This window comes from Fluviicola sp. (assembly GCF_030151805.1).
Taxonomy (GTDB): Bacteria; Bacteroidota; Bacteroidia; order Flavobacteriales_D; family Crocinitomicaceae; genus Fluviicola.
Window position 1 is genome coordinate 1 of record NZ_JASLCN010000141.1, and the last position, 9,345, is coordinate 9,345.

Below are 9,345 nucleotides of genomic sequence, written 5' to 3' on the forward strand. Positions count from 1 at the left end.
CTCCTGTTGTTTCCCAATAAAGAAAGTCCCCTGTATTTAATGATGACCGCACTGATGGTGAAAGAAACCAGGCTTCGGAAAAACACCAATTCATGGGCCGGGTATTTTTGCAAGTTGGGTATAATCGAATTGTCAGGGTTTCCGAGCATTTTCACAAAGAAATTCACCACAAAAAATGCCATTCCCGAAAGAATGATGTACATAATGCCCCTGATCATGAAGCAAAGTTACGATCTATCTATCATTCGAGGATGAACCATCGAAATACTTTTTGTAAATTTAGACTTATAAACACGTATTATGAAAAAGGTTCTTGCGCTGTTCTCCATTCTCTCCTTGATTGCGAATTCCAATGCACAAATCGGAAACGATAAGTGGAGTATTACCGGGGAGCTGACACTTCCGATCGGGATGGGGAACAAAATGTTCAAGAATTACCTGAATGGTTTGATCAGCGTGCATCCAAGAGTTCAGTACAAACCGTTTAAGAACTGGTATGTTGCTTTCGGGCCAAGATACATGTATTACAAGGTCAACGAGTATAAAATCCCTTTCGAACCGGGAATCAACGAAGGTTCTGTAGTAGACCACCAAAAAGTTGTTTCCATGCGAGGTGGAATGCATGTTTTGGGCGGAGATATTGAATTGGGCTGGACGAATTGGGTAGGGCCGCGCCTGGGATTGGAAATGGGAGTTCGTTTCGGAGTTGCAAATCAGCGATTCGTAACAACAGGTACAAAGAGTTATGGTCCGCAGCAAGTAACTGCCGGTTATATCGAACCTGCATTTTCGATTATCCTGGCTTCGGATGAAGCTGTGGCTTACCGCTGGATTGTCGGATATAATATTTCAGGATACAATTTCCAAAACTACCGGATCGGTTCAACGACATCGGGCGGTTATACTGCCAAAGATCTGGCCGGGCCAACTCATTCATTGTTGATTGGCTTCGCAATGACGTATTACTTCAAGAACAAACGTTCTGACGTCTTTATCGACGGACCTGCGGAATAGTTTTCCTGTTTTTAGAGGTTCGTAAAAGATGGATAGACATGCATCTATTTACCCAATGGTGGCAAGGGATGTGTGCTTTTGTTAGCTTTCCGGATAATCCAGAAAAACCATAAAACCAGGAGATTCGTTTTAAGGACATAATTCCTCGTATTTAATCGGTTTATTCAGCCATTTCCACCATTGACGCTACTGAGGTTACCATTCACCGATTTTTCGTAGTTGATATGATATTTCATACTCAAATTTGCTTTGCTTAAAGGTTGATTTAAACGCTTCATCCTTTTGTTTACGCCTTTATTTTCAGGGTATTTGGCGGATTTTAACAATTAAACAAAAAGATTTTAAACGTCTGTTTAAAATTTGTGTTTAAATTTGCGGCGATTTTGAAATTATGAGTAAAGAACAATCCACAGAAGAAAAGATTCGCGAAGCAGCAAAGAGTGTCTTTATTGCTAAGGGCTTTGATGGTTGTACATCTCGCGAAATTGCAAAAGAAGCAGGAATGAATGTGGCTTTGGTGAACTACTATTTTTGTTCCAAAAAGCAGTTGTTTAAATTGGTTTTTGAAGCAGTGATGGAAGATTTCATGCTTTCAACCGTTGAAGTCTTCAAAAAGGACCTGAGCCTGGAATCCAAAATGCGCATTTTCATTGAAAAAGAATACGAATTTTTAACGCTTCACCCCGACATTCCCCGTTTTATTTTATCGGAACTTTCGCGCGGCGATAAATGCGAGTTTGATCATGCGAAAATTTTAGAAAAAGTAGGGAATACCGGAGTTTTTGAAGAATTGATCGAAGCACAGGAAAAAGGAGTTATCCGTAAAATGGACCTGACAAATATCATGTTGCTGATTACAGCAAACTGTCATTATCCGTTTATGGCAAAACCTCTGATGAAGTACATCAATAAGCTGGAAGAGGAGCAATACACAGAACGTTTAATGCTTCAAAAACAATATGTTACAGAAATGCTAATCGGATACTTGTTTATCCAAAAAAATAAATAATAAACACTTCATTTAAACAAAGATTTAAGATGAGAAAAGTTTTTTTAGGTGTACTCATGGTTTTAGGAGCTGGAAGTGGCGCTTCAGCTCAGATATTAGACCTTGAAACATGTTTAAGAATGGCGGACACAGCGAATTTATCCATTGTTAACTCCCGGTTGGACGTAGCAGCGAATAAAAGCCAGATTTCGTCATACCTGGCTGCCCGCCTGCCCAAAGTTACGTTTACTGGTGATTACAAGTACAATGCAATCATTCCCGGACAGTTGATTCCGGCTGCGATGTTTGGTGGAACACCGGGAACCTATACTACTGTAGCTTTCGGGGTTCCTTTTAACTTGTCAAATACGGTTCAATTGCAGCAAGTGTTATACAATCCGCAGTTAAACTCCGGAATCAATACCTTGAAAATTCAGCAGCAATTGATCGAAATCCAGGAAAAAGTGACGGCACGCGACAGCAAAACGGAAGTGGCAAACGTATTCTTTAACCTCCAGGCGATAAACAAGCAGATCGCATTCGTGGATTCGAACCTGATCAATATCGAAAAGTTGATTCACAACATGGAAGCCATGGAGAAACAACAAATGGTCATCAAAACGGAAGTAGATAAATTGCGTATCAACCGATTGAATTCAGTGAATCAGAAACAGACACTTCAGGCAAACAAAGAACAGTTGGAGATGATGTTGAAAATTCTGATCGGAATTCCGGAAGAGCAGACCATTACACTTGCTTCGGATGATTTGGTGGAAAAATCCATTCTGGTAGATGGCGCTACCATCAATTACCCGGAACTGGAATTGATCAGTGCCCAGGTTCGCATGAATGATGAAGAACGAAAAGGAACCAACATGGCCTACCTTCCGTCGCTTTCATTTGTTGCAGCTTACAATTACACTTACAATACGAAACCGTCCGATAATGTACGTGCGGGAATCGAGTCAGCATTTTTGGGACTGCGTTTGGATTGGACTTTGTTTGACGGATTGGAAAAACACCACAAACAAAAAGTTACCAAGATCAATCACATGAAACTGGAAAACCAGGAAGCCTTGTTGAAGCAGCAATTGCATATGCAGACTGAAAATGCGAAAAAGCAGATCGAAATTCAGGTCAACTCGTTGGGAATTGCACAGGAGCAGTTGAAATTGGCTGAAAATGTTTACAGACAAACCGAATTGCAATACAATGAAGGAACCGTTGATTCAAATGATTTGGTGAATTCAAGCAATAGCCTGCAGCAGGCACAAACCAACGTAGTTCTTGCTTACGTGAAATTGCGTCAGGCAGAGTTGGAGTATTTAAAAAACATAGGAGGAATTAAATAAAAACAGATTAACCGAAAAAAAGATGAAAAGAGTTATCACAATCGTTATAGTTGCTGTGGTTCTTATCGCACTTGTAGTTGTAAAATTAAAGTCGAATCAGAAGGAAGTACAAGCTAAAATATTTATTAATGACCCGGAAGCTGCTGTTTTGGTGAAAATTGCTACTCCTGAAATCCACCAGTTTGAAAGTTCATTCTCTTATTTGGGAACCTTTGAACCTGCAAGACAAAACGTAGTAGGTTCGGATGCAAACGGAAAGATTATCAGCATGAAGTTTGAAGAAGGAGATCAGGTAAGACAAGGTCAGTTGCTTGCTAAAGTAGATGATGAGATGCTTCAGTTGCAATTGGATAATGCAGAAGTTGGTTTGGAAGGAAACAAGAATGATGATAATCGTTATTCCAACCTGGCAAAAGAAAATGCCGTATCCGGTGTGCAGGTTGAAAAAACAAAATTAGGAGTTCGTTCCGGTGAAATTCAAAAGAAGCAGATCCAGAAACAAATCAAAAGTACTTCCATTACAGCTCCTTATGCGGGTGTGATTACACGCAAAATGATTGATTTGGGATCATTCGTAGGAAACGGAACACAATTGTTTGAGATCACGGATATTTCAAGCTTGAAACTGACTGTAAACGTTCCGGAGCGCGATGTAATGAAATTCCGTTTGGGTGAGCAGGTATCCGTTCGTGTAGATATTTACGGAGACCGTGAGTTCAAAGGAAAAATCACAAACATCAGCGTGGTAGCCGACAGAGCGCACAACTTCAAAGTTCAGGTAGTTGTACCGAACCCGAAACGCGAATTGATGGCAGGAATGTACGGTTCGGTTCGTATCGGAAATTCAACCAGTAAAACGGCCTTATCTGTGCCTCGTTTGGCCTTGGTTGGTTCATCGAAAAATCCACAGGTATATGTGGTTCGTAACAAGAAATCAATCCTGACAAACTTTACTGCAGGAACATCAGACGGAGATTATATCGAGGTCGTAGACGGAATTAAAAAAGACGATCAAATTGTTGTGAAAGGGCAAGTGAACCTTCAAAATAATTCAAATGTTAAAACCAACTAATTGAAAGGGTCATGACATTAACGGAACTATCCATAAAAAGACCCTCCTTCATTATTGTGATCTTCACAATTCTGATCGGAGGAGGTTTATTAAGTTATAATCAATTGAGCTATGAGCTCTTACCGGATTTCTCACCGCCTATTCTGACGGTTACAACGATGTATCCGGGAGCTTCTCCGGCTACGGTGGAAACACAGGTAGCAAAACCTCTTGAAGACGCCTTGAGCGGTCTGGAAAATATTTCGGAAGTAACGACTTTCTCGATGGATAATGCATCCATTGTATTGCTGGAATTCAAAGCATCGGCAGATATCGATATGGCTTTGGAAGATGCACAACGGAAGGTAAACAACATTCTCAATGATCTTCCGGAAGGAGCAAAGACGCCTACTTTGGCGAAAATCGACCCGAATGCTTCTCCCGTATTGCAGGTGAGTGCCATTGCAAAGAACATGGACGACCGCGATTTCATGGAGTTGATGGACCGGGAGCTTTTGCCGCAGATCAAACAAACGAAAGGTGTAGCGGAAGTACAGGTAATCGGTGGTGAAAAGCGCGCATTCCGTGTGGATGTAGACAAAGACAAATTGAAAATGTACGGTTTGTCACTGGCGCAGGTAAATCAGATCGTTGCTGCTGCAAACGTGGAATTCCCTACCGGAAAATTGAAAAATGAAACGGAACAAATGACTGTTCGTCTGGCTGGAAAGTTTCAGACAGTAGATGATTTGAAAGACCTGATCATTTTTACAGACGGAACTTCATCTGTTCGTTTGGGAGATGTCGCTGACGTATCGGATGGTTCGGATGATGTGGTAACTGTGAGCCGTTTCAACGGAATAAACGGGATCGGTCTTCGGATTAAGAAACAAAGTGATGCAAACGCCGTGGATATGGCGAATTTGACAAAACTGAAATTCAAGGAAATCGAAGAAAAATACAAGAAAGAAGGAGTGAAATTCACAGTTGCTACAGATACGTCTCTTCCGACGATTGAATCGGTTGATGCCGTATTGCACGATTTGGAGCTGGCAGTAATCCTGGTAGCAGCAGTGATGCTGTTATTCCTTCACAGTTTGCGAAATGCGATGATCGTATTGATTGCCATTCCGGCTTCATTGATCTCGACATTCATTGCGATGTATATGCTTGGATATACGCTGAACCTGATGACCCTTCTGGCAATGTCCCTGGTAATTGGTATTCTCGTCGATGACTCCATTGTGGTACTGGAAAATATTTACCGCCACTTGCAAATGGGGAAAGGAAGGAGGAAAGCGGCTTTGGACGGACGTACTGAAATCGGATTTACGGCATTGGCGATTACTTTGGTAGACGTCGTGGTGTTCTCGCCGGTGGTCTTCATCGAAGGAACAATTTCGGATATCTTGCGCCAATTCTCGATTGTCGTTGTGGTTTCAACATTGATGTCTTTATTGGTGTGTTTTACCTTAACTCCATGGTTGGCATCGCGTTTGGCAAAAGAAACAAAACTGAATCCGAAAAACCCGTTCCAACTTATTTTGATCTGGTTCGAAAACATGATCAATTCCTTTACGAACGGTTATGTGAAATTGGTTGGTTGGTCATTGAGACATAAAATCATTATGGGAATCGGGATTTTGGTTCTGTTCTTTGCAAGTATGGCTTCCATGGGACTTGGAATCGTGGGGCAGGAATTCGTTGCACAAGGAGATCAGGGGAAATTTATGATCAAATTGAAATACGATAAGAGTACCACATTTGAGGAAAACAATACCACTACGCTGGCGATCGAGCAGATGATCCTGGCACAGAAAGATGTGATTGATATCGTGTTTTCAAATGTCGGAGGACCATCTTCAGGAATGGGAGCAGCAGCTTTCGGACAGGAAAACAGATCAGAGATTACCGTGAAAATGAAGAAGGATATGCAGAAAAAATATCCGACTTTGAATTACATGAATGAAATCAGAAAGAAGATCCAGGATAAATACCCGGGAGTTGAGGTGAAAGCCCTGAACATGGGAATGGTGGATTCGGAAGAAGCACCGATTGAGATTTTCCTTTCTTCAGACGATCCGGATTTATTGATGAAGGAAGCGCGCCGCATGAAGAATCACATTCTGTCGATTCCGGGAGCAAAAGATCCGACTATTTCAACGGATGAGGTTTCTCCGGAAGTGCGAATTGATTTGAACCGTGAAAAAATGGGACAATTGGGCTTGCCGATTGCAAGTGTCGGAATGCAGTTGCAAAACAGTTTGACAGGTAATGACGATGCGCGTTTCGATGTGAAAGGTGATGAGTACGATATCCGCGTTATGTTGGATAAGTATGACCGAAGCAACGTGGACAACATCAAAGAAATGACTTTTGTAACAAACGATGGAAAACAGGTTCGCCTGAGTGAATTTGCAGATGTTTCCATTGAAAACGGTTACGGTCAGCTGGAACGCAAAAACCGTATTTCAAATACGACTTTGAGATCCTACGTTTTGGGAACAGCTGCTGGAACAGTTGCTGATTCAATTACCAAATACCTCGACAAACAACCGTTGGATAAAAACGTGCGTATGTTGTGGGGTGGTGAAGTAAAACGTCAGAAAGAATCCATGGGTGCATTGGGAATGGCGATGGGAATCGGTTTGATCCTGGTTTACCTGATCATGGTTGCGCTTTATGATAACTTTGTTTATCCGTTTGTTGTATTGTTCTCAATCCTGGTGTCATTGATCGGAGCTATTCTGGCACTGAATCTGACTTCTTCGAACATGGGAATCTTTACGATGCTGGGAATGTTGATGCTCCTCGGACTCGTGGCCAAGAATGCGATCCTGATCGTGGATTTCACGAATCACCTGAAAGCAGAAGGCCGTTCCACATACAATGCGCTTTTGGAAGCGGTTCGTGAACGTATGCGTCCGATCCTGATGACGACCATTGCGATGGTAATCGGTATGATTCCGATTGCAACAGCAACAGGCTCAGGAGCGGAATGGAAAAACGGACTTGCATGGATTTTGATCGGGGGCTTGACAAGTTCAATGTTCTTGACTATTATTGTAGTACCAATGATGTATTATGTCGTTGACAGATTACAAGCGAAATTCACCAAAAAGAAAATAAACCTCGAAGGGGAAGACGAAGCTACCGTACACGGAGTGATCTAATATTAACTGAAACAAGAAAATCCGGCAGACTATCACTGCCGGATTTTTTTTGTCTGCTATTTTTCAGGCGAACCATTTGCGGTTTTTATGTAACTTCGAGGGTAAGTCAATGTTAAATGAAGAAGTTATCCGCTATTTTATCGTTTTTTTTGCTCTTTGCATGCTCTTTCGGAAGCCAGGCTCAGGAATCCGGAATGAAGAAGCCAAAAGCCATTTCCTTTGATCTGGAAAAAATGAAACAATTGGATTTCGGTTCGGGCGCACTGGATCCGGATAAAATTCTGTTCAAACTGTTTCCTGCTCCGATGGATGAAGATGATCCTGAAACGGTAGAATGGAGAAGTGCTGCTTTTTGGTCCTGTCGGGGTTGCGAAAAGCGTGTTTTCAAAGTCCTTGATGATGAACCGGAAGAAGAAACTATTCCTTACGAGCGCAATTATACGGTTGCATGCGGTGCGTATGAATTTAAGACCGAAGACGGAATTTCGAGAGCTATTATTAGTTTTTCCACTTCCGATCACAATGACGGAACCGGACGTTTTGCGCGGGGAGTGCTTAGTGTTGCTTTGTTTGAAAAGCAAAATAACCAATGGAAACTGATCAACTTTAACCCTTTTGTGAATCTGCAGGGAAGTTTTACGCTTGCTTCGGGAGTTGACGGAGTTTTTGCTTCCAAACACAAGAAGGTCTATTTCCTGATTCATGGCGGACAGGCGAATGGTGTTTCAACGGAAGAATACTGGCCGCTCTATCAAGGGCTTTATGTGATTGATCCGGAAACACTGCAGGAAGTATTTCATTTACCGAGCGCCACTTGTCAGGAAAACGGGGAAGCCCTGGGAACAGTTTGGGAAAGTGAATTGATCGACATTCAAAGCGGGAAAACGGAAACGGTGTTTTTTGTGAATTCGAAAGGATTGATTGTAAAAGAACATGTTTGGGAACTGCCTGCTGCTTTTAATTTTGTATCAGAAGCCGATTTTAAACTCCTGCCTGAAAGATTTCAGTTCGAGGCAAGCCAGATGATCAGCGTCACAGGAACAGGTTTGGTAGTGAAGAAAACGAGCATTTCCATTCATTACAAAGATGAAAAAGGAATGGCCAAAATGCGAGGAACTTTCGGTGAAGTACAGCTTGGCGCTTTACTAGAGCAAATGATGAGTCCGGAACAGTATGACGCCAATGTAAAGACTAAGAAGAGTGGAACCGAATTTGTCGAGTTCGCCATCAAACTACCCGGCAAAGATGATAGCAACAGTACGGTCTATCTACCGATTGATGCAAAGTTCCCCAAAGATATATACGAGCAGTATTACGATGCCTTTGAAGCAGGAGATACCGCTCTGATTGAGTCGTCCGGCAAGCAACTGGAAGCAACTATTAAAAAGATGGCTAAGGATATTCACGAGAAGTATGTAGATCCACCTTATACAACAGACTTCGCTATCATGTTTCTTCCCTTCGAAAGCATATACGCCGAAGTAATCCGCCGCACCAGTCTTGTGGAAACCTTACAGCGTGAATACAAAATTGTTGTGACCGGCCCTACAACACTAGGTGCTATCCTAAATAGCCTACAGATGGGATTCCGTACCCTAGCCATTCAGAAACGCACCGGAGAAGTGTGGACTATCCTAGGAGCTGTAAAAACAGAATTTGGTAAATTCGGAGGTTTGCTCGAGAAAGTACAGAAGAATCTGCAAAGCGCAGGTGATCAATTGGAGGAGGTTATGGGCAAGCGCACTCGTGCTATCGAACGTAAACTCC

The 9,345-nt window shown here is 42.2% G+C and carries 6 protein-coding genes and 1 pseudogene; 6 read left to right on the plus strand and 1 reads right to left on the minus strand.

The features are described 5' to 3' along the window. Window positions 1-218: pseudogene (locus Q1V93_RS05380) on the minus strand (hypothetical protein); the annotation flags it as partial. 82 nt (window positions 219-300) lie between these two features. Between Q1V93_RS05380 and Q1V93_RS05385 the strand changes: the two are divergent. The 6 genes from Q1V93_RS05385 to Q1V93_RS05410 all read left to right on the plus strand — a co-directional run. Further along, the gene (locus Q1V93_RS05385; protein WP_300662502.1) at window positions 301-1,014 is read left to right on the plus strand and encodes a hypothetical protein; all 714 of its coding nucleotides are present in this window, start codon (window positions 301-303) and stop codon (window positions 1,012-1,014) included. A gap of 391 nt (window positions 1,015-1,405) precedes the next feature. Further along, the gene (locus Q1V93_RS05390; RefSeq protein WP_300662504.1) at window positions 1,406-2,023 is read left to right on the plus strand and encodes a TetR family transcriptional regulator; all 618 of its coding nucleotides are present in this window, start codon (window positions 1,406-1,408) and stop codon (window positions 2,021-2,023) included. Window positions 2,024-2,052: 29 nt separating this feature from the next. After that, the gene (locus Q1V93_RS05395; protein ID WP_300662506.1) at window positions 2,053-3,354 is read left to right on the plus strand and encodes a TolC family protein; all 1,302 of its coding nucleotides are present in this window, start codon (window positions 2,053-2,055) and stop codon (window positions 3,352-3,354) included. 22 nt (window positions 3,355-3,376) lie between these two features. After that, window positions 3,377-4,426, plus strand: coding sequence for an efflux RND transporter periplasmic adaptor subunit (locus Q1V93_RS05400; RefSeq protein ID WP_300662508.1), 1,050 nt, complete (start codon window positions 3,377-3,379; stop codon window positions 4,424-4,426). A gap of 11 nt (window positions 4,427-4,437) precedes the next feature. Next, a complete protein-coding gene (locus tag Q1V93_RS05405; RefSeq protein ID WP_300662510.1) occupies window positions 4,438-7,578 on the plus strand; it encodes an efflux RND transporter permease subunit in 3,141 nt (1,046 codons plus the stop codon). A 116-nt stretch (window positions 7,579-7,694) separates the two neighbouring features. After that, window positions 7,695-9,345 (plus strand): DNA recombination protein RmuC (locus Q1V93_RS05410; RefSeq protein WP_300662513.1); only part of this gene is annotated, 1,651 nt, incomplete at its 3' end.